Source organism: Sphingomonas sp. 35-24ZXX, from assembly GCF_000786215.1.
Lineage (GTDB): Bacteria > Pseudomonadota > Alphaproteobacteria > Sphingomonadales > Sphingomonadaceae > Blastomonas.
In genome coordinates, this window is sequence record NZ_JROG01000001.1 from 63,195 (window position 1) to 82,276 (window position 19,082).

General features: G+C 63.0%; 16 protein-coding genes. 9 read left to right on the forward strand and 7 right to left on the reverse strand.

The window, feature by feature from the left end; translation table 11 throughout:
- Window positions 1–478 precede the first annotated feature (478 nt).
- The 5 genes from LI72_RS00290 to LI72_RS00310 all read right to left on the reverse strand — a co-directional run bounded on the left by LI72_RS00290 (window position 479) and on the right by LI72_RS00310 (window position 6,433).
- The gene (locus LI72_RS00290) at window positions 479–1,273 is read right to left on the reverse strand and encodes an SDR family NAD(P)-dependent oxidoreductase (protein WP_033923917.1); all 795 of its coding nucleotides are present in this window, start codon (window positions 1,271–1,273) and stop codon (window positions 479–481) included.
- Window positions 1,261–2,769 (reverse strand): AMP-binding protein, encoded by a 1,509-nt coding sequence (locus tag LI72_RS00295; RefSeq protein ID WP_052129347.1) that lies wholly within the window; start codon window positions 2,767–2,769, stop codon window positions 1,261–1,263. Before LI72_RS00295 ends, LI72_RS00290 begins: the two co-directional genes overlap by 13 nt.
- The gene (locus LI72_RS00300) at window positions 2,766–3,659 is read right to left on the reverse strand and encodes an IclR family transcriptional regulator (protein WP_052129348.1); all 894 of its coding nucleotides are present in this window, start codon (window positions 3,657–3,659) and stop codon (window positions 2,766–2,768) included. Before LI72_RS00300 ends, LI72_RS00295 begins: the two co-directional genes overlap by 4 nt.
- A 102-nt stretch (window positions 3,660–3,761) precedes the next feature.
- Window positions 3,762–5,180: an aldehyde dehydrogenase family protein gene (locus LI72_RS00305; RefSeq protein WP_081984484.1), complete on the reverse strand. Its 1,419-nt coding sequence runs from the start codon at window positions 5,178–5,180 to the stop codon at window positions 3,762–3,764.
- A gap of 8 nt (window positions 5,181–5,188) precedes the next feature.
- Window positions 5,189–6,433 carry a thiolase family protein gene (locus LI72_RS00310; RefSeq protein WP_033923918.1) on the reverse strand — a complete coding sequence of 415 codons (1,245 nt, stop codon included), beginning with the start codon at window positions 6,431–6,433 and terminating at the stop codon, window positions 5,189–5,191.
- 150 nt (window positions 6,434–6,583) lie between these two features.
- Here LI72_RS00310 and fabG point away from each other — a divergent pair, with 150 nt between their 5' ends.
- The 6 genes from fabG (at window position 6,584) to LI72_RS00340 (ending at window position 12,963) form a co-directional block, all read left to right on the forward strand.
- Window positions 6,584–7,333: a 3-oxoacyl-ACP reductase FabG gene (fabG, locus tag LI72_RS00315; RefSeq protein WP_033923919.1), complete on the forward strand. Its 750-nt coding sequence runs from the start codon at window positions 6,584–6,586 to the stop codon at window positions 7,331–7,333.
- Window positions 7,334–7,338: 5 nt separating this feature from the next.
- A complete protein-coding gene (locus tag LI72_RS00320) occupies window positions 7,339–8,895 on the forward strand; it encodes an acetolactate synthase large subunit (RefSeq protein WP_033924263.1) in 1,557 nt (518 codons plus the stop codon).
- 11 nt (window positions 8,896–8,906) lie between these two features.
- A complete protein-coding gene (locus LI72_RS00325) occupies window positions 8,907–9,761 on the forward strand; it encodes a MaoC/PaaZ C-terminal domain-containing protein (protein ID WP_033923920.1) in 855 nt (284 codons plus the stop codon).
- 138 nt (window positions 9,762–9,899) lie between these two features.
- Window positions 9,900–10,544: a Crp/Fnr family transcriptional regulator gene (locus LI72_RS00330; protein ID WP_197051747.1), complete on the forward strand. Its 645-nt coding sequence runs from the start codon at window positions 9,900–9,902 to the stop codon at window positions 10,542–10,544.
- Window positions 10,545–10,634: 90 nt separating this feature from the next.
- Window positions 10,635–11,888, forward strand: coding sequence for a cytochrome P450 (locus LI72_RS00335; RefSeq protein WP_033923922.1), 1,254 nt, complete (start codon window positions 10,635–10,637; stop codon window positions 11,886–11,888).
- A gap of 55 nt (window positions 11,889–11,943) precedes the next feature.
- A complete protein-coding gene (locus LI72_RS00340; protein WP_033923923.1) occupies window positions 11,944–12,963 on the forward strand; it encodes an aromatic ring-hydroxylating dioxygenase subunit alpha in 1,020 nt (339 codons plus the stop codon).
- A gap of 37 nt (window positions 12,964–13,000) precedes the next feature.
- Here LI72_RS00340 and LI72_RS00345 read toward each other — a convergent pair whose 3' ends face one another.
- The gene (locus tag LI72_RS00345) at window positions 13,001–14,014 is read right to left on the reverse strand and encodes a LacI family DNA-binding transcriptional regulator (RefSeq protein WP_033923924.1); all 1,014 of its coding nucleotides are present in this window, start codon (window positions 14,012–14,014) and stop codon (window positions 13,001–13,003) included.
- Window positions 14,015–14,053: 39 nt separating this feature from the next.
- Window positions 14,054–14,587 carry a cupin domain-containing protein gene (locus LI72_RS00350; RefSeq protein ID WP_033924264.1) on the reverse strand — a complete coding sequence of 178 codons (534 nt, stop codon included), beginning with the start codon at window positions 14,585–14,587 and terminating at the stop codon, window positions 14,054–14,056.
- Between the two features lie 362 nt (window positions 14,588–14,949).
- On the opposite strand from LI72_RS00350, the gene LI72_RS00355 reads away from it, so the two are divergent.
- From LI72_RS00355 to LI72_RS00365, 3 genes are read left to right on the forward strand one after another with little or no spacing between them, the layout of a single operon-like run.
- Window positions 14,950–17,202 carry a TonB-dependent receptor gene (locus tag LI72_RS00355; protein ID WP_081984485.1) on the forward strand — a complete coding sequence of 751 codons (2,253 nt, stop codon included), beginning with the start codon at window positions 14,950–14,952 and terminating at the stop codon, window positions 17,200–17,202.
- A gap of 45 nt (window positions 17,203–17,247) precedes the next feature.
- A complete protein-coding gene (locus tag LI72_RS00360) occupies window positions 17,248–17,793 on the forward strand; it encodes a VOC family protein (RefSeq protein WP_033923925.1) in 546 nt (181 codons plus the stop codon).
- A gap of 26 nt (window positions 17,794–17,819) precedes the next feature.
- Entirely contained in the window at window positions 17,820–19,010 is a 1,191-nt protein-coding gene (locus LI72_RS00365) for an alpha/beta hydrolase (protein WP_033923926.1), read from the forward strand.
- Window positions 19,011–19,082: the final 72 nt, after the last annotated feature.

The window sequence follows — 19,082 nt, forward strand, 5'->3', positions numbered from 1 at the left end:
GTCAGCGTCAGCTTTCCGCGCAAATCCGCCATTCCTTTCTCGCGTACTGGCCCGCTCAGAGTCTTGTAGAAATATGGAGCAGCAGGTCACAAGAATAAACCTGTTAGGCTGGGGCCGGAGAGGCACTCTTCCGTTCCTGGTTAATCGATGCGAACAGTGCCTCAGCAGGCTAAAAAAGGCTCCGATGCGATGGGATAGGAGGAGGTAGTTTCACCCAGCCTCATGCACTAGGTAAAGGACATTACGTGTCCACACACATCCATATCCATCCGCGACGATTGGGGGGCACTCGGGAGGGCGCCGAAGCTCAGCGAAGTGGCTGTTCGTCAACCGATTGTTTCCGTCGCGCTACTCAGAGTGCCCGGCACTGCCCCGATCATGCCTGTACATCGGCAGCCGGGCTGGGGGGCGGAAAGCTGGATCGTCTACCTAGGGAGCTGATCATCGTAGTGCTGTGAGGGCGGGACAAAGACGCGATTTACAAAAGCGAAAATCCGCCATCGACGACGAGTTCGGCTCCGGTCATGAAGGCCGAGGCATCGGTGCACAGAAAGGTCACAACGGCCGCGATGTCGCCCGGTTCGGCGAGGCGGCCCATCGGGTGCGCCTTTATCAGGACATTCATCCGCTCCTCTGGTGAATTGTTCCCGGCCGCCGCGGTGGCGCGAACCGCATTGGCGAGCAGTTCGGTGTTGGCAGGCCCCGGAAAGACCGTATTGACTCGGATCTGGTGCCGGGCGAGTTCGACAGCCAGCCCCTTCGCCATGCCACGGATCGCGCCCTTGCTCGCGGAATAGGACACATGAGCCGGCCCGGCCATCATGCCGAAGACCGACGATATGTTCACGATCGCCGGCGACACGCCCTGCGATTCCGCCGTCTGGCGCAGCAGCGGTAGGGCCGCCCGGCAGCCTAGGAAGACGCTTTCGGCGTTGACCGCGAGGCTGGTCCTGAGGTCGTCATGGGGCACGGTCTCGAAGGGCGCGGGCTTCATGAAGCCGGCATTGTTGACGAGGGCATCGAGCCGACCATAGTTCTGGCGGACCGCCTCGATGGCATCTGCCCATGCATCCTCCGAAGACACATCAAGCTGCACGGCCAGCCCCGATCCCCCTGCCTGCTCGATCAGGCGGAGCGTTTCGCCCGCACCATTGACGTTCTTGTCGGCGACGACGACTTTCGCGCCGCGCTCATGATGCATCAGGCATATCGCGCGCCCGATTCCCTGGGCGCCGCCCGTGACAAAGGTTACACGTCCGGTCAGGTCGAACATGGCTGCTCCCGCTTTTGTGCCACTTGAGAGAGATAGGCCTCGCGCAGCCGGTTCTTCTTCAGTTTCCCGGATGCATCGCGATCAAGCGAGGGCACGACGACAATGTCGCGGGGGACCTTGTAGCCGGCCACATGGGCCCGCAGCGACTGGCGCAGGGCCGCCGTATCCGTGACACTGCCCACCACATAGGCGACGACCGACTCGCCGAACTCGGCGTCCGGGATTCCGAAAACGGCGCAGTCATCGATGCCCTCAAGCGCGAAGATCGCGCCCTCGACTTCGGCCGGATAGATGTTCACGCCCCCCGACACGATCATGTCCCGGGCGCGATCGCACAGATAGAGGTAGCCCTCGGCATCCTGGAAGCCGATGTCGCCCAGCGAAACGAGATCGCCGACACCGACGTCTCGACGTTTTTCCTCGTCATTGTGATAGGTGAAGTCGGGATAGGCGTCGAGCCGGCCGTAAATCTCGCCGGGCTGGCCAGGCGGGACATCGTCCCCGGCGGCGTCGACGATGCGAAGGCGCGCCCCCGCGAGCGGCTTTCCGACCGATCCCGGATGGCTCAGCCATTCGGGCCCGGTGCAAAGCGTCAGCGGGCCCGTTTCCGTGCCGCCGTAATACTCGGCGACGATCGGGCCCCACCATTCGAGCATGGCCCGCTTCACCTCGGGCGCGCAGGGGCCGCCAGCGTGGATGGCCCATTGTAGCGAAGAGAGGTCGTACGAACGACGCACGTCTTCGGACAATTGCAGAAGGCGGACGAACATGATCGGCGCAACGCCGACCGTCGTGATGCGTTCGCGTTCGATCAGCCGCAGCAGGCCCTCGGCATCGAAGCGCGGCATGATTTCGAGATGTTCCGCGACCTGCACGGCCGACACCGCAAGCTGGTTCGGAAAGCTGTGGTAGAGCGGTCCGGGCACGAGCACGCGGCTTTCCGGCGAAAGTTGGAAGAGCGTGGCCCTGACCTCTGCCATCGCACGGCGCTGTTCGGGCGTTGCGGCCTGCCGTTTGACGCCTTTAGGCCGCCCCGTGGTCCCCGAGGTGTAGACGATGCTGCCCGGGGCGGTGGCCTCGGGTCCGGTGTAGGGACTAGAGGCATCGCGCCAAGCGGGGAACGAGAGGTTTCCATCCGCCTCGGCATCCGCCTCCGCGCCCTGCGGAACAAGGATGATGGTCGCCCGTTCGCGCCAGCGCGCCGGAACAAGGCCCGACAGCGATGCGCCGACCAAAATGGCCGCCGGCTCGCAATCGTCCAGCAACATCTCGATCTCGGGAAGGGCGAAGTGCCAGTTGATCGGCACCGCGAAGGCCCCCAGCCGGCCAACCGCCATCGTGATTTCAACGAACTCGACGCTGTTGTGCAGGATCAGGGCCACGCGGTCACCCGGCCCGATGCCCAGCACGGCAAGGCCGCCGCTGACCCGCGCGACCTGGGCATCGAACGTCGCTCCCTTAACACCGGAACCGGAACAGCTTATCTGCGCGCTCAAGCGACTGTCTCCTGACGACACGGTCCGCCCTGCAAGCGGGCGTCATGGATCCCGAGGGCATCCTCGATTGTGCGAACGGCAGCGAGAAGTCGCGGCGCATGGGTTTCGCGCAGCTCCGCCTCCGATAGCGCGTAGGCCGGGCCGCCCAGATTGAAGATGCGGACGGGTTCGCCCGGCGGCGTGACAATCGACACCGCGATCCCGTTGATGTCTTTGTGCCAGTCGCCGATGCTGCTGCAGTAGCCATAGCGTTCGTATTCGGCGACGGCGGCATCGACGCCCGCAAGGACGGTGGGCCAATCGTCATCGTAGCGGGGCCGAAGCTCTGCAAGCACCGCTTCGCGTTCCCCCGGCGTCAGTCTGGCCAGATAAGCCCGTCCCATCGCACTGGTCGCAATGGGTATCCGCGAGCCGGGTAGCAGCCGCAGCGAGATCAGGGCGTCGCCTTCGCAGGCATCGGTGTAGACCATCTGCCGGTCCACACGCGTGCCCAGACCCACGTTGAAGCGGCTGCCGGCGGCCAGTTCGCGCATCAACGGCAGCGCCAGCGTGCGGACATTGGTCATCGCGAGCGCAACTGCGCCCAGTGTGATCGCGCCGACCCCCAACCGGTATTCCCGGGAATGCGGGTCGAACTGGAGGTAGTTGTGTCGGGCCAGCGTGTAGGCCAGCCGCGACACGGTGGACTTGGTCAACCCGGTGCGTGCGGCCAGTTCGGCATTGCCGAGGCTCGTGTCGGCCCGGCTGAAGGCATCGAGCACCGCGAGCCCCCGCGAGAGCGCCGCGATGATCTGGTTGTCTTCGCCCTGCTCGACCACCGAGAAGGACAGGTCTGCATCCCGCGACTGCCGGAATTTCCCGCGTGCACCTGCGCTGCGTTCGCCTTTCATGGAGTGTTCCTCTTGCCTGTTGCCCAGCCTGCTATGCAGGCAGGGCCATGCCGCAGGCAAGGGCATGGACCAGAGCAAGGGCAGGGCAGCCAGCTTTCCATCTCAGCGGATGATCACCTGCAGGTTGGTGTATTCGTGCAGCCCGGCCTCCGAGTTCTCGACGCCGATCCCCGACTGCTTGTGCCCGCCGAAGGGCAGCGACGGGGTGATGCCGAGAATGGTGTTGATCCACACGGTGCCCGCTTCGAGCTGGCGCCCGACCTCCGCGGCCTTGTCTGGGTCCGCGCTCCAGACCGAGCTTGCCAGGCCATATTCACTGTCGTTGGCGCGCGCGATGGCATCGGCGATGTCGGTGTAACGCAGCAGCGGCAGCAGCGGACCGAACGGTTCCTCCTTCACCACCGGGGCGTCCTCAGGGGGGTTGTCGACGATCGTCGGCGCAATGAAGTAGCCGGGGCCGGTCATCGCCCCCGGATCGCTGATCAGACGAAGCCCGGTGTTTCGGGCCTCCTCGATCATCGCCTTGACCCGTTCGAACTGCTGGCGGTTCTGCACCGGCCCGATCCGTGTCCCTGCCGCATCGCCCGGCGCTGGCGGATTGTTCCGCGCCAGTTCGGCCATCTTCGCCGCGAAACGGTCGTAGATCGAATCGTGCACATAGACCCGTTTGGCGGCAACGCAGATCTGCCCGGCATTCGCGAATGCGCCCCAAAACAGGCGTTCGGCCACCGCGTCCACATCGGCGTCGGGCAGCACGATTGCCGGATCGTTGCCTCCCAGCTCGAGCGTCAGCCGCTTCAAGGTTCCGGCCGCGCCGCGCATGACCGCCTTGCCGGTCGCCGTCGACCCTGTGAAGGCGATCTTGTCGATATCGGGATGCCCGGACATCAGCGGCCCGAGATGATCGCTGCCGGCGATCGTGTTGAGCACCCCGGCCGGGAACAGGTCGAGCAGCAGTTCGCCGATCTTCAGCGTGGTCAGCGGTGTGAACGGCGACGGCTTCAGCACGACGGTATTGCCGGCCAGAAGCGCAGGTGCAAGTTTCCAGGCGGCGAGCGAAACGGGGAAGTTCCACGGCGCGATCGCGCCCACCACGCCAACCGGGACCCGCCTGATCTCAGCCACGCGCCCGTTCGGTTCGGGGCGCCGTTCGACGGGCAGGTCGATATCCGCAAAGGCGTTGAACCAGCGCGCCGCATTCTGGATTTCCGCACGGGCGTCGGCCAGCGGCTTGCCGTGCTCGTATGTGAGCAGCGCGGTCAGGGGTTCGAGATACTCGGTCAGCCGCGCGGCCGCGGCGCGGAGCATCTCCGCACGTTCGGCAAGGGGAACGACCTTCCAGCTCCGGAACGCCTTGCGGGCCGCCGCTACGGCCTTGTCGAGTTGCTCGGCACTGCAGTCCGGGGCTTGGGCGATGACCGCTTCCGTCGCCGGATTGACCACGGCGAAGCTGCCGGACGCGTCCTCAAGCCAGCCGTTGATCGCCAGTTTGAAGGTGTCGAAGGAGATTGCATCGCTCATCGTCGTTCTCACCTCCCAACCGCCTCGAGGATGGTCACGACGCAGGCGGCTTCTTCGAGACCGTGAAAGCCGCCACCATTTTCCGCGAGAGCGATCCGCGCGCCCTCGACCTGCCGCTCGCCCGCTTCGCCGCGCAACTGGGTGACCAGTTCGAACAGCTGGATGGCGCCGGTGGCCCCGATCGGATGGCCCTTGGACAAGAGACCGCCCGACACGTTGATCGGCAGCCGTCCGCCCAGTTGCGTCGCGCCGCTTTCGACGAGGGCTCCGCCTTCGCCATAGGCGCAGAACCCGACATTCTCGCTATGGAGAATCTCGGCGATGGCCGAGGCATCGTGCAGTTCGGCCACCGAAACGCTTTCCGGCCCCAGTCCGGCCATGGCATAGGCGCGGTCTGCCGCCACGCGGGTGAGGTGCCGGTCATACTGCTCGGCGGTCCGGTTGCTGCTGCTGCTAACGCCGATGCCCCGCAGGTGGATCGCCCGGTTCCCCATATGCTTTTCGGCCGTGCGGCGGGAACTCAGGACAATGGCGCAGGCCCCGTCGCTCATCGGAGCGCACATCGCGCGCGTGATGGGCCAGACGATCATCCGGTCGTTCAGCACCGCATCGAGCGTCATCGGGAAACGGTACTGGGCATAGGGATTGAGCACCGAGTGGTTGTGATTCTTCGCGGCCACGGCCGCGATCTGGCGGCTCGTGGTGCCGAAGGTCTTCATGTGGAAGCGGGCCTGTGCGGCATATATGTCCATGAACACCGACCGTTCGGGCGATTCCACAACCCCTTCAGGCACGGCAATGCCATCGCCGATGGCAAGCAGGCTGGCGAGATGGGTGTCGGCCAGTTCACGGTCCCAGCTGCCCTTGAACGCCTCGAACATGGCCTCCCGCTTCTCGGGATAATTCATCTTCTCGGCACCAACGACTAGCACCGTCTCGAACAGGCCGGCCTCCACCGCTGCGAAGGCCTGCATGAGCCCCGAACTCGAGCTGGCGCAGGCGTTGTCAGTGTTGAAGATCGGAATGCTCTCGAAGCCGTAGGCCCGGAGCGAGGCCTGGCCGCGGACGCCGTGCTGGCCTTCCAGCGCACCCTGGCGGGTGTTGCAGAACCAGGCGGCCTCGATCCGGTCGCGTTCGATGCCGGCATCGGCTAGGGCCGCGGTCACCGCTTCGGCGGCCAGATCGCGGACCGACTTGTCCAGATGCTTTCCCAGAGGCGTCATGCCGACGCCGATGATGCTCGTGTTGCTCATGGGGCGCTTTCATACCTGCCACGACAGATTTGAAAAGCCAAAAATGATTTTCGAAAAAATGCAATTCGGGTTTGACGGATGGGGGATGCGATCGTATTCCTCGCAAACACCCCTATTTACGGTTCAATTTGACACGGTCGAGGATGTGAAATGAAATTTCACCTACAAGGGAAAGCGGCCTTGATTACTGGCGCGGCAGGGGGCATCGGGAAGCGGACAGCGGCCATGTTCGGAGAAGAGGGTGCCCGCGTCGTGGTGGCCGACATCGTGCCTGACGCGGCCGAATCGACAGCCGAAGAGCTGCGCGGACTGGGCTTCGAGGCCATGGCCGTCGCCGTGAACGTCGTCGATGCGGCATCGGTCGCGGCCGCGGTAGCCACGGTGGCTGAGCGGTTCGGGGCGGTCGATATTCTCGTCAACAACGCCGGTTTCACGCGGGATAACCGGATCGACCGCATGCCCGAAGAAGACTGGGACGCTGTGGTGGGCGTGATTCTCAAGGGCGCCTTCTTGTGCACCAAGGCGGTCCTGCCGGGCATGATTGAACGGCGCGCCGGGCGGATCGTAAACATCGCGTCGCGCGCCTACCTTGGCAATCCGGGCCAGGCCAATTACTCCTCGGCCAAGGCGGGATTGCTTGGGTTTACTCGGGCCATGGCGCTCGAGAATGGCCGGCACAACATCACCGTGAACGCGGTAGCACCGGGGATTATCGACACGGAGGCGGTGCGCAACCTGCGCCATTTCGAGAAGATCAAGGCCAATGCCGAGGCTAGCCTGCCCCTGCCGCGGCTGGGTACGGTCGATGATGTTGCCGCGGCCGTAGTCTTTCTCGCCTCCGAGCCCGCTGGCTATATTACCGGCGATGTCCTGCACGTCTGCGGTGGTCGTTACGGATGACCGGGATGGGTGGAACCGGCGGCGACACACTTGTCAAAAGTCTGGTCAGGGGCGGCGTGGACGTCTGCTTCGCCAATCCGGGCACATCGGAAATGCATTTCACCGGCGCGCTCGACCGCGAGCCGCGGATGCGCTGCATTCTAGGCCTGTTCGAAGGAGTCGTATCGGGCGCCGCGGACGGCTATTACCGCATCGCGCGGCGACCGGCGGCAACCCTCCTGCACCTCGGTCCGGGTCTCGGCAACGCCCTGGCCAACCTGCACAACGCCGGCAAGGGCCGCGCAGGCATCGTCAACATCGTGGGTGAACACGCCACATATCACCGAGGCCTTGAATCGCCGCTGCGCTCGCGGCTGGAGGACATTGCCGCGTCGATCTCGGACCACGTGCTGCTGCCGCACAGTCCGGACGATCTGGCCCGCGATGCCGCGCGCGCCGTGGCCTTTGCTTCTTCGACGCCCGGCCAGATTGCTACCCTCATTCTGCCCGCCGACTTGTCGTGGTTGCCCGGCGCCGCCCTTGCCGACACTTTGCCCCTCTCGCCCGTGCCTTTGCCCGATGCCGCCGCGATCCTAGCGGCAGCGGAAGCGCTCAGCCGAGGGCCCTCGGCGATGCTGTTCCTTGGCGGCGACGCGGTGCGGGGCCGGTCGCTCGAACTGGCCGGCCGGATCGCGGCGCACACGGGATGTCGACTGCTCAGTGAGGGGTACAATCAACGGCATGAGCGCGGGGCGGGGCGGGTCAGGGTGGACCGGTTGCCAACGACCCCCGTCAGTGCGGCCGTTGCCCGGCTTGCCGACGTCGAGACACTGGTCCTTGCGGGCTCTGCCGATCCGATCGCCTTCTTCGCATACCCGGACATGCCGAGCCGGATAGCACCCGACGGCTGCAAGGTGCTGGAACTGGTCCCCGTGGGCAATCCGACCGAGCAGGCGCTCGAGATGCTGTGCGAGGCATTGGGTGCGATGGCAACACCGCCTGCGCCGGTCATGTCGCGCACTGCCGTCGCACCGGTCGGCGGCGCGCTGACTCCCGAAACGATCGGCGAAGTGCTTGCGGCGCTATTGCCTGAGCAGGCCATTGTGGTCGACGAGTCAGTCACGACAGGTCGTGGTTTTGCCGCGCCTACCGCAACCGCAGCACCCCACGACTGGCTCAGCATCATGGGAGGCTCGATCGGGTTCGCCTTGCCGTGCGCGATCGGGGCGGCTGTCGCGGCGCCCGATCGACAGGTTATCGCGCTGGAAGGCGATGGCAGCGGAATGTACACCCCTCAGTCGCTATGGACCATGGCGCGTGAAGGCCTGAAGATCGCCATCATCGTTTTCGCCAATCGCCGCTACGCGATCCTCGAAAACGAGTTCCGCAATACCGGCTCGGGCGTTCCCGGACCGCGGGCCCGGGCGATGCTCGAGATTGGCGCGCCCGATATCGATTGGGTCAAACTCGCTTCTGCGCAGGGGGTCGAGGCAGGCCGCGCCGACGACGTAGCCTCCTTCGCCAGCGAGTTGGCCCGTGCCATCGACTGTGCGGGCCCCTATCTCATCCAGGTTGACCTCTGAGGACGCGCCCGATGGATCCCAAATCGCTCCTCGCCCGCCCCGCTCGGACCATTCTCCATCGATACGAGAAGCGTGACACCATCCTCTATGCCCTCGGCGTCGGCGCAGGGCATGACAAAGGCGGGCGCGAGCTGTCTTTCGTTTACGAGCCGGATCTTTCGGCTTTGCCAACCATGGCCGTGATCCTCGCCTATCCCGGCTTCTGGCAAATGGAACCGGAGTACGGGATCGACTGGCGGCGCGTTCTCCACGCTGAACAATCTTGCATTTTTCATCAGCCTCTTCCGGTTGAGGGTGAAGTCCGGGGCGAGTTCCGGATCGATGCCATCGTCGACAAGGGGGCTGAAAAGGGCTGCCTGCTGCGCGCCACCCGCACCATCTACGACCAGTCTGACGGCGCCTTGCTGGCGACCGTTCGGCAAGTGTCATTTCTTCGGGGCGATGGTGGTTGCGGATCGCATGGCGAGGCGTTGCCAGCACCGCGCAAGGTGCCAGATCGCAAACCTGATGCAATTCTGGTAGCTGACACGCGGCCCGAGCAAGCCCTGATCTATCGCCTCTCGGGGGACCTTAATCCTCTTCATGTCGATCCCGCCGTGGCAGCAGCGGGCGGCCTTGAAAGACCGATCCTGCATGGCTTGTGCACTTACGGGTTTGCAGGGCGAATGATCCTTTCGTGGGCGTGCGAAGGTCGTCCTGAACGGCTCGCGGGTCTGGATTGCCGCTTCACCGCGCCGGTTTATCCGGGCGAGACGCTCGAGGTCGCTCTGTGGCGAGTCGCTCCCGATGGCATCGCCTTCCAGGTGCGCTCCGCCGAGCGGGGTGTGGTTGTTCTTGATTGCGGCTGGGCAAGCCTTAGATGCTGACACGGTGCTCCTGCGGGGTATCGTTGGCTGAGTGCGATATGGTGCGCAGTCCGCCCCCCGGTGCTCCACTATCGGTGGCAGCGTGACAATGCGGAGCGCCAGACGGCCATGTCTAGCCCCTTTGACCTGACAGCTTGGATGGCCCCCGAGGCCGCGAGTGACTTGGTTGCTGCGATGCTCCGTCGTACCTACGCGGCAGGGCAGGGCATTTATGAGCAGGACGCCAGCGGCAGCGAGATGTATCGCATTGTCACTGGGCATGTCCGCTTGCTTGTCAGAGATGCCGATGGCCGGGAAGCGGTGTTTCTTCAGTTCGGCCCCGGCGATTTCTTTGGCGTGAGCAGTCTGGTCGATGGTGAAGCCCGGCCGCATTCCGCAGAGGCGGTAACTTCGGTGGAACTGGACGTGGTTGGCCATGGCGCCTTTAGTCGTTTGCGGAGCATCCACCCCTCGTTCAACGACGCGCTCATCCGCTTGTTTGCCCGGCAGATGCGGGTGGCGAGCGAACAGCTCGTCGCCTTCCACCTGTGCAGTCTGCGCGATCGGGTCATCAGGCGGTTGATCGAATTGGCCAGAGGGAATGACACGGCCCATGGCGGGCATGGAATGATCGAAGTTGCCGTTTCGCAGATCGAACTGGCCGCGCTTGCCGGCGCGTCGCGCCAGCGGGTCAACAAGGTGCTTGGCGAATTGCAGGCCGGGGGGCTGATTTCTCTGCGCAAGGGCGCGATTGTCTTGCACGACAAAGACCGACTGCAATCGACAGCTGTGTCGCCAAGGTGACAGACCCACGGGCGGTTGCAGGGTAGCCATCTCCTCCAGATCGACCATGGTTCCGGCGGAACCACGCTCACCGTCTTGAGGGAGACAGCCATGAATGCCACCGTGACATCACCCACTCTCGATGACGCGCTCGCGGATTCGCGCACCTATGCCGACGATCGCGCGTTTCATGCGCTGCTGACGCGGCTGCGCCATGAGGATCCGGTACATTGGACTCAGCCCGAAGGCTACCGTCCGTTCTGGACCATTACGCGCCATGCAGACATCATGGAAATCGAGAAGCAGGCCGAGCGGTTTGTTAGCGCTCCGCGTACCGCGCTGCGTTCGGCAGAGGCTGAAGAGCAGATCCGTCGCCGAACCGGTTCGGTTCAGCCGATCCGTTCACTGATCCAGATGGATGCGCCCGATCACCGCCATTTTCGAGGCCTGACCCAAACGTGGTTCGGGCCCAAGCGGCTGAAGGAACTTGACGAGTCGATCGGCGAAATCGCCGACAGCTTCATCGACAAGATGACGCAGCTCGATGGTGAGTGCGATTTTGCGGCCGATATCGCGGTCTGGTTTCCTCTGCGTGTGGTTATGCTGATCCTCGGTGTTCCCGAGGAAGACCTGGGTCTGATGCTGAAGCTCACTCAGCAACACTTCGCCGCCAGTGATCCGTCGGTCGCTGCCGAGGGCAAGGTCGAAGCTGGCGCGGCCGCCTCAGAGCTATTCCAATACTTCAACGTCCTCACCGCCGAGCGGCGGAAGAACCCTCGCAACGATATCGTCTCTCTGCTGGCGGACGCGACGGTCAACGATGCGCCGATTTCGGACTTCGACCGCAACTCCTATTATTTTCTCTTGGCAGTGGCCGGGCATGACACCACCAGTTCCTCGATCTCGGGTCTGATGCACGCGCTCGCCGAAAATCCGGATCAGCGTGAGCGACTCACCGCCGATCCTGATCTTCTGCCCAAGGCGATCGAGGAAGGAATTCGCTGGACTTCGCCCGTGCGGCATTTCTTTCGTACCGCGACCGAAGACTGCCTTCTCAGGGGGTGCGAGATCAAGGCAGGCGATTCCCTGATGCTGTCCTACCCGTCCGCCAACCGCGATGAGGACGTGTTCGACGACCCCTTTGCGTTCCGGATCGACCGAGCGCCCAATCCGCATTTGGCATTCGGCTATGGTCCGCATCTTTGCCTTGGTCAGCACCTCGCCAAGATGGAGATGCGCGCGCTGTTCGCAAAGCTGCTGCCGAGGATCGAAAGCCTCGAAATTTCAGGCGAGCCACGCTGGCTCGAAACAAACTTTGTTGGCGGGCTGAAATCGCTCCCGATACGCTACCTTATGCACCGCTAAGGCAGGCCGCAACACGAAGAGTCCGGCAAGGACCGCAAGGAGAGGAAACGGCACAATGGGATACTTGAGGAACACCTGGTACGCGGCGGGTTTCAGCGGTCAGCTGGGCGACAAGCCGATCGTTCGCACCATGCTGGACGAGCCGGTCGTGCTTTACCGCACCGAAGATGGCACGGCGGTCGCGATGAGCGATCGCTGCCCGCACCGGTCGGCACCGCTGCACCAGGGTCAGGTTTTCGGCGATGCGATCCGCTGTCCCTACCATGGCCTCCGCTTCGGTCCGGATGGTGCCTGCGTCGACAATCCCGTGGGCGACCGCAAGCTTCCGCGCGCACGGAACCTTATCTATCCCCTTCGCGAGGTGAATGGCATCCTGTGGGTCTGGTTCGGCGACCGGGAGCCCGACGAAAGTGCCATCGTCCGGTTCGACCTGTTCGACGATCCTGGCCATTGGGCGACGGTCGAGGACATGATGCCTGTGGCTGCCGCGTATACCCTGGTCTCTGACAATCTGCTCGATCTCAGTCATGCCGAATTCCTCCATCCCGCGCTGGCCACCGAAGGCTTCAACCGCCGGACCCAGTTCAGCGTCAGTCAGGAAGGTGAGGTCGTGATCGGTCGCAACTGGCGGCCGGGCGAGCCGATCTCGCCGCTGTTCCGCTTCGGCTTCGGCGAGGGCGCGCCCGACCATGTCGATCACCGGTCGATCACGCGGTGGCACGCACCTGCCAATTTGTCGGTAGAAGTCGGCGCAACGCCGCCGGGGGAGCCGGAAAGCGCTGGCCTCACGCTGATCACCGCCCATCTCGTCACTCCCGAAACAGAGACCACTTGTCATTATTTCTGGAGAGTGGCGCGTGATTTCAAGCGCGAGGACTCAGAGTTTAGCAAGCGGCTGCACGACCTGACGCAACAGGCTTTCGAGCGGGAAGACAAGCCCATGATCGAGGCGCAACAGCGATATATGGGATCGAAGCGTCTCGAAGATTTGAAGCCGATCTGGTTGACCAGTGATGCAGCGTCGGGCCGCGCACGCAAAGTCCTGGAGGAGAAGCTGGCAGGGGATGCCGCCTAGGGGGAGATCTCTCACACGGTCCCGCTGGCGAGGCGCCTTAGCTCCCCCTTGCCAGGGCCGTGCTGCCGCGTATCACCAGGCTGCCAGGCGTGATCGATCCGAAATTCTCTTCGGCACTGCATTCCCGCTCCCTTTTCAGCTTGTGCAGAAGCCAAAGTGCGCAAGAGGTCGCGATGTGCTCGTTGGGGACTGCGATGGTGGTGAGACCCGGCGACCACCAGCTAAAGCCAGGTTCGTCGCCGAAACCGATCACCGACAGCTCGTCAGGTATGCGGATTGCGCGGCCGACAAGCTCGTCGAGAACGCCGCGCGTTATCTGAAGCGACCCGAGGACGAGCGCCGTCGGCGGAATGTCGAGTTGCAGGAGTCGCTGGGCCGCCTCCTGCCCGAACCGCGTGTCGCCGCCCGGGCCGAAGACCGTGAGGGTGGGGTCAGCAGACGTCAGATGCTGGGCGTGGAGGAAGCCAGCTAGTCTTTCGCGCCCGGCAAAACTGTCCTCATAGGGGCCGATGTAGCCGATCCTCGAGTGCCCTAGGTCCAGCAGGTGGCGTGTCGCGCTTTCGATGGCCCGGGTGTTGTCAAAGCAGAACCACTGGTCGATCAGAGCGGGATGACGCCGTATCCACTGGACATAGGGGACGGTCTGAAGAAGGCGCTGTGTTTCGGGCAGCGGCCGTTCGGTTGGCACGATCACGATCCCCGCCGCACGCGCGCTGCACAATTGACGGACATGGCGCAGTTCGGAGGCCGGATCATCACGGGTTTCCGACAGTACGAGCTGGTAGCCCTCGGCCTCAAGACAGCGCGAAAGCGATTGCGCACCAACGCTGTACTGGCTGTTGCCCAGATCGCCGATTACCAGACCGACCAGCTTGCTGGGGACACCGCGCATCATCTGTGCGGCATGGTTTACGAGATAGCCCGATTTGGTCGCTGCCTCGACAACGCGCTGCTTTGTACGCGAACTGATGCGCGGGTCGTCTGCGAGGGCACGTCCCACTGTCGAGACAGAGAGGTTCAGCGCAGTTGCCAGTTCGCGCGCGGTTGTCATTCCAGTCCGTTTCCTGTGGTCCATACCTGATTCACGGCGTCATGTGGTTCGTTCGGCGCCGACCATCAACACTGCCATGGTCACCGGTTTGTCGCTCCGGTTGCGCCAAGCATGGCGTGTGCCGTTCTGAATTACGATGTCGTGCTGTTGCAAGAGCACCTGCTGCCCGTCGTCGACCTCCAGCCAGACCTCTCCTTCGAGGATGATGACATAGTCGACCGTTTCAGTCCGATGCATAGCCGGGTCGTCGGCCTCGCGCAACCTCGCCATCTCCGGCATTTTGTCGGCAAATTCCGCCAGGGAAGCGGCCATGTCGAAGCCGAGCGACAGGAACAGTGCGTCGGGCGGGAAGGTCAAAAGGCGAAAGGCGGTCTGGCCCGCGTGCGGCAGGAAGCCCACGCCATCATTGGGATTGGCAGTTTCGTTCCTGCCAATGGTCGGCGTGCCCGCCGTAGACCAGATCCGTTCGATGGCCATGCCAGGTGTGTGATCGAGCGAAAGTCTTTCGGCAGGCTCGTCCGCCACCTTCAAGCACGCTTTGCCCGCATCATGGTATGTCATCACGTAACGCATCTGTTGCTCTCCTCTCTTCCCTATCTTCGCGCACCGTTGTTCGCGTGCGCTCAACGATTCTGGCGTGCTGGTCTGTCGCAACGGTCGATCCAGTTGCTCGATCGAGTCCTGCCCGGCCACATTTGAGTGCAATCGTTCGCACGAATCCCGTCGCAGGGTCAACCTTTCCGACGATCGGTAACGGTGGGGCAACAGCCTGAAAGGATTATCAAAATGGCAACATGAAAATGATTTTCGTGAAACACTCTAATTCGCTTGCAACAAAAATTTGGCGTGCTAACGTTAGCATAGCATCGTAACATCTGCTGGCATCGTGGGTGTTGCAATCTGCACGGCAAAAAAACCGGCAAGGGGAGAGCGTGATGAAGAGGTTTCTATCCAGTGTGGCAGTGCTTGCCCTGGCCTGCGGCGTCGCAGGCGCGGCTCAGGCGCAGACGTCGGCGGCCGATCCGTCGACTGCCTCGGCTGCTCCTCAGGCCGAAAAGGATGAAGGTGTCGCCGAGATCATCGTCACGGCGCAGCGGCGCTCCGAAAATCTCCAGCGGTCTTCGCTGTCGATCCAGGTTGTGGGCGCTGAAGAAATTTCGCGGACCGGTGTCGCCTCGCCGCGCGAACTCGCGACCTTTGCGCCCGGGCTGTCCGTCAGCCAATCCGGCGCGAGCACCCAGACCTTCATTCGCGGCGTGGGTGACTTCTCGGCCAATGCGCTGGCTCAGCTTGCCGTGCTCTACACAATCGATGGCGTGAATATCGAGCGCGCTTCCGCCATCGGAACGAACTTTTATGATCTGGCGCGGATCGAGGTGCTCAAGGGACCGCAAGGAACGCTGTACGGCCGCAACGCCACCGGTGGCGCCATAAACCTGATCACTGCCCGCCCTGACTTCAATGGCATATCCGGCTACATTTCCGGCGAGTACGGAAACTACGACAGGGTCCAACTCGCCGGCGCGCTCAATGTCCCGCTCAGCGACACGCTCGCCGTACGCGGCGCCTTTCAGGTTATCGACCGTGACGGCTATCTGTCCGATGGAACTGACGACGACAAGCAGCAGGGCGTGCGTCTGCAAATGCTCTGGGAGCCGAGCGAAGGGGTGTCCCTGCGGGTGTCGGGTGACTATGCGCATCAGGGTGGAAAGGGTGCGGGCGCTGTGCTGTGGCCGCTGACCCCGGGCAGGCCGACGCGCACGTCCATCACCGACCCTGCAAGTGTGGCCGTGCTCAAATCCTTCGGGCCGCCGATCCCTGGCTTTGTTATCGAGCCGACTCAGGATACCTTCCTCGACAACGACATGTACAATGTCAGCGCCGAGCTGAACGTCGATCTTGGCGACTTTGCAACGCTGACCGTATTGCCAGCCTACCGCGAGCAGACGTTCCGGCAGCGCACGAATGCAAACGGATTTCCGCTGATTGCCGATGAACGCGCCAAGCAGACCTCGCTCGAAGTGCGTCTGGGCCGCCAGTCCGGTTCGTTCAAGTGGGTCGTTGGCGGGTTCTATTTCGATCTCGATAGCAGCGCGACTTTCGATCTTCTTGCATCGAACTTTATCACAGGCTTTCGGGTCAACAACGATATCAGCGATATCGGAACGCGCAGCTATGCCGCTTTCGGCGAGGCAACCTTGAGCCTGACGGATCGCTTCCGGGTCATCGGCGGCCTTCGTTACACCGACGAACGCAAAGACTTGAGGGGGACGATCACCGACCAGACGATCGTTGCACCCGGGCCGCAATACACCATCAGCAACAGCGTTAGCACGAGCGTGGTTACGTGGAAGGCCGGCCTTGAGTATGATCTTGCGGAGCAGTCGATGCTCTACGCAACCGTCAGCCGTGGCTTCAAGTCTGGCGGGTTCTTCATTGCCGCCGATCCGGACAACAGGTTCGATCCCGAGACGCTGACCGCATACACTTTCGGGGTGCGCAATCGCTTTTTCGACAACAAGCTGCAGTTGAACGTCGAGGGGTATTATTGGGACTACAAGAACCTGCAGGTTTCCGCGGTTGGCTTTACCAGTTCTGGCGCCGCAGCGTTCACCACGCGCAATGCTGGCGCTGCGAACCCGCATGGCATCGACGTCGACTTGATCTTCAAGCCAACGCAGGCCGATACCCTGAGCGCCACGGTTTCCTGGATCGATTCGAACTACAAGAGGTTTCTTGTCCAGTACCCCGCTTTCCTGGCACCCTCGCTCGTGACCGGCTGCGATGTTGGTCCGGCAAGTGCCGCGCCCACAGTCACCGTCGATTGTTCCGGCTTGCCGACGGTGCGGACGCCGCGCTGGTCGGGCAACGTCAGCTACCTGCGCAACTTCGACCTGTCCAACGGCGGCACCATCGTCGCCGGGGCCAGCGCTCAGTTTGCGACGAAACGTTTCCTTGCAGCTGACTTCTTTGGGCCGAACACGATCGCGGAGGGTTACGTCGTGGTCAACGCCGACCTCACCTACAAGCCGGCCGATGATCGCTTCGCCATTACCGGCTACATCCGCAATATCGGCAACAGCGATGTCTATCAGGGGAGCATCAACACGCTGTTCAACGGAAACTTTTCCGCTCGAGCCATTGGCGCGCCGCGTACCTACGGCGTGCGGGTGACGTACAACTTCTGATCAACGCAGGGACTTCGCCTGCGGGGCCTACAGGAGATATGACAGATGACCAGACGTCCGATTGATCCGTCGCATCCCGAAGTGTTCGGGCTCGATCATGCAGCCTATCGCTGCCGTGATGCGCAGGAGACCTGCGATTTCTACGAGGGATTGCTGGGGTTCCCGCTCGAAGTGGCGATGATCAACGAGCGTCATCCCACTACGGGCGAGGCGCTGCAATATCTCCATCTCTTCTTCGATATCGGCAGTCCGCAGCCGGGCACGCCATCCTACATTGCGTTCTTTGACGTGATCGGCGCGGACTTCGATTTCAAGACCCAGTGGGGCATGGACCTGCACTTCGCCATGAAGGTCAATTCGATCGACGATATCCTGCAATGGCGGGAGCGGTTCATCGAGAAGGGCATCAAGTTCGATGGCCCGGTCGATCACGGCGTCTGTACGTCGATCTACTTCCACGATCCCAACGGCTATCGGCTCGAATTCATCGCCTACTCCGATGAAAACGCCACTGAGTGGGAACGGCACAAGCGCGATGCCCGTAAGGATCTCCAGCTCTGGAGCGAGCGCAAGGCGGCCGTCGCGGCCTGACCCCAATCCCTCTCCAGGAACATAAAATGTCGCAAGATCAGAAGGCGGTGGATTACGAGTGGATCCATCTCAGCTACACCGAAGTAAATCGTTTTGCCGAAACCTACGGCTTCAACGGCACCCAAGGCACGGTCCATCTCGAGGGCATACTGCTGCGTCCGCAGGACAGGCCCTCGAAGACCCTGCTCATCATGATGCACCCCAGTTCCACGCTCCACCTGCTTCCGGTGCCGACGGCGTTCGCGAAGGCGGGCCTGCACGTCCTGTGTGGCGGTAGCCGCTATCCCAAGAACGACACCGCGTTGATCATGGAAAAGGTGATTCTCGATCTGGGGGCCTACGTCCGTCACGCGAAGGAGGTCTGGGGCTATGAGCGCGTGGTCCTGCTGGGGTGGAGCGGCGGCGGCGCGCTGTCGATGTTCTACCAGTCGCAGGCCGAGCATCCGACGATCACCGAGACACCGGCTGGTGACCCGGTCGATATCGCGGGTGCCGAGCTTATTCCGGCCGACGCTGTCATCTTCCAGTCGGCTCATGCCGGCCGCGCGCTGAACCTCGCCGAGATCATCGATCCGTCGGTGCTCGACGAGAATGATCCGGACCGTCGCGATGTCGCGCTAGACATGTACGATCCGCGCAACCCTAACCAGCCACCCTATTCGGCAGAATATGTGGCCCGTTACCGCGAGGCGCAAAAGGCCCGGATCCGGCGGATCACGGCCTGGGTCAAGGCGACGCTTGCGGATCTCAAGGCGCGGGGCGGCAAGGAGATGGAGCGGGGGTTCGTCGTGCACCGCACCTGGGCCGACCTGCGGTTTCGCGATCCCGCGCTCGATCCCAACGACCGCAAGCCGGGCAGCAGTGCGCTCGGTGATCCCGAACCGGTCAATTCGGGACCGATCGGACTGGCGCGGTTTTCGACTTTGCGTTCGTGGCTCTCACAGTGGTCGCTCGATGACAGCCGGGCTGACGGGTACAAATGTGCGGCAACCATGAAGGCCCCGCTGCTGGTGATCGAAGGCAGCGCTGACGATGGCGTTCCCCAACCGGATTCGGGCGGAATCTATGCCGCCGCAGCCTCGTCTGACAAGACATTCCACGTGATCAAGGAAGCGACGCATTATTATGCCAATCAGCCCGATCAGATCGCCGAAGCGGTAAGCACCGTGACCCAATGGCTCCGTGCGCGTGACCTGTTGGAAGGCGCGGTCGCCTGAATGTGCCTGCGCTGGCGTTGCCCCGGAACGCATCGGCTTGCGGTCGCCGAGAATGGAAGCGGCGCATGGTAA

Coding starts and splice junctions, on each gene's coding strand:
- LI72_RS00290 (WP_033923917.1), bottom strand. CDS start 1,273: ATGTTCGACCTGACCGGACGTGTAACCTTTGTCACGGGCGGCGCCCAG.
- LI72_RS00300 (WP_052129348.1), bottom strand. CDS start 3,659: ATGAAAGGCGAACGCAGCGCAGGTGCACGCGGGAAATTCCGGCAGTCG.
- LI72_RS00305 (WP_081984484.1), bottom strand. CDS start 5,180: ATGAGCGATGCAATCTCCTTCGACACCTTCAAACTGGCGATCAACGGC.
- LI72_RS00310 (WP_033923918.1), bottom strand. CDS start 6,433: ATGAGCAACACGAGCATCATCGGCGTCGGCATGACGCCTCTGGGAAAG.
- fabG (WP_033923919.1), top strand. CDS start 6,584: ATGAAATTTCACCTACAAGGGAAAGCGGCCTTGATTACTGGCGCGGCA.
- LI72_RS00320 (WP_033924263.1), top strand. CDS start 7,339: ATGGGTGGAACCGGCGGCGACACACTTGTCAAAAGTCTGGTCAGGGGC.
- LI72_RS00325 (WP_033923920.1), top strand. CDS start 8,907: ATGGATCCCAAATCGCTCCTCGCCCGCCCCGCTCGGACCATTCTCCAT.
- LI72_RS00330 (WP_197051747.1), top strand. CDS start 9,900: ATGGCCCCCGAGGCCGCGAGTGACTTGGTTGCTGCGATGCTCCGTCGT.
- LI72_RS00335 (WP_033923922.1), top strand. CDS start 10,635: ATGAATGCCACCGTGACATCACCCACTCTCGATGACGCGCTCGCGGAT.
- LI72_RS00340 (WP_033923923.1), top strand. CDS start 11,944: ATGGGATACTTGAGGAACACCTGGTACGCGGCGGGTTTCAGCGGTCAG.
- LI72_RS00345 (WP_033923924.1), bottom strand. CDS start 14,014: ATGACAACCGCGCGCGAACTGGCAACTGCGCTGAACCTCTCTGTCTCG.
- LI72_RS00350 (WP_033924264.1), bottom strand. CDS start 14,587: ATGCGTTACGTGATGACATACCATGATGCGGGCAAAGCGTGCTTGAAG.
- LI72_RS00355 (WP_081984485.1), top strand. CDS start 14,950: ATGAAGAGGTTTCTATCCAGTGTGGCAGTGCTTGCCCTGGCCTGCGGC.
- LI72_RS00360 (WP_033923925.1), top strand. CDS start 17,248: ATGACCAGACGTCCGATTGATCCGTCGCATCCCGAAGTGTTCGGGCTC.
- LI72_RS00365 (WP_033923926.1), top strand. CDS start 17,820: ATGTCGCAAGATCAGAAGGCGGTGGATTACGAGTGGATCCATCTCAGC.